We start from the raw sequence: 1,077 nt of genomic DNA, 5'->3' as shown, positions 1-1,077 counted from the left end.
AATGAATTGGGACATTTCATCGTGTAATTTGTCGTGTTTTACCGCATGTAACGTGGAAATGGTATTACGAAAAATATGTTTCAACGCCATAGGTGTTGCGTTTTTGATAGCCCAGGGTTGCCAAACGATAGTGCAGGCTACCCTGGGTTAACGTATGTTGTGGGGGGAACAACGCCATAGGTGTTGCGCTTTCTAAGCGTAATCCTCCATTAATTTCCTCGCTATAACCATGCCTTCATAGAAAAAGATCAACACCTATGGCGTTGAATCTCCTTGCGAATGTTTACCCGGGGTAGGCTCGTTCCTCGCCAACCCCGGGCTATCAAAAGAACAACTCGTACCGAGTTGCACCATGAGGGCATTCATATTACAAAATACATTCATTGGAATACCGGCATAAAACATACGGCGTTGCGTCGTTGCAACATCCATAATGGTGAATACATTCATCGGAATATTGGCACATTTTGCTATTTATTTATTCGTATATTGGCATTAATTGTATTATAAAATAAACGTTTCAACGCCGTAGGTGTTGAGCTTTTGATAGCCCATGGTTGCCAAACGATAGTGCAGGCTACCCTGGGTTGAAGTGTTGTGTGTGGGGAACAACGCCGTAAGTGTTGCGCTTTTTTTGATTAATCCGCCATCAAAGGTTTCATTGTTAGCGTGCCTTCACAGAAAAAGCTCAACACCTATGGCGTTGAATCTCCTTGCGGATGCTTACCCAGGGTAGGCTCGTTCCTCGCCAACCCCGGGCTATCAAAAGAACAACTCGTTCCGAGTTGCACCATGAGGGTATTTATCATGGTGGATATATCCATTGGAATACCGACATAAAACATACGGCGTTGCGTCGTTGCAACATTTATAATAGCAGACACATTCATTAGAATATTGGCATAATTTTTACGGCATTGATGATTAATAAACAATTTATTGGGTTATATTAATGTAGCTATTATAATACCTTTTCAATGATATTACAATGAAACACGCCACGAATAATAAATTAATGTAAATGTTTCAACGCTGTAGGTGTTGTGCTTTTGGTAGCCCAGGGTTGCCAAACGATAG

At 41.6% G+C, this 1,077-nt stretch carries 2 protein-coding genes; both read right to left on the bottom strand.

The genetic code is table 11. The annotated features are described in order from the left end of the window. Window positions 1-255: 255 nt before the first annotated feature. Entirely contained in the window at window positions 256-450 is a 195-nt protein-coding gene (locus HMPREF9420_RS09330) for a hypothetical protein (RefSeq protein WP_044078901.1), read from the bottom strand. 245 nt (window positions 451-695) lie between these two features. After that, window positions 696-890, bottom strand: coding sequence for a hypothetical protein (locus HMPREF9420_RS13590; RefSeq protein WP_169309702.1), 195 nt, complete (start codon window positions 888-890; stop codon window positions 696-698). Between the last annotated feature and the right edge of the window lie 187 nt (window positions 891-1,077).

Source organism: Segatella salivae DSM 15606 (assembly GCF_000185845.1).
GTDB lineage: Bacteria > Bacteroidota > Bacteroidia > Bacteroidales > Bacteroidaceae > Prevotella > Prevotella salivae.
This window is presented reverse-complemented; position numbering and strand designations above follow the sequence as displayed.

Coding starts and splice junctions, on each gene's coding strand:
- HMPREF9420_RS09330 (WP_044078901.1), bottom strand. CDS start 450: ATGAATGTATTCACCATTATGGATGTTGCAACGACGCAACGCCGTATG.
- HMPREF9420_RS13590 (WP_169309702.1), bottom strand. CDS start 890: ATGAATGTGTCTGCTATTATAAATGTTGCAACGACGCAACGCCGTATG.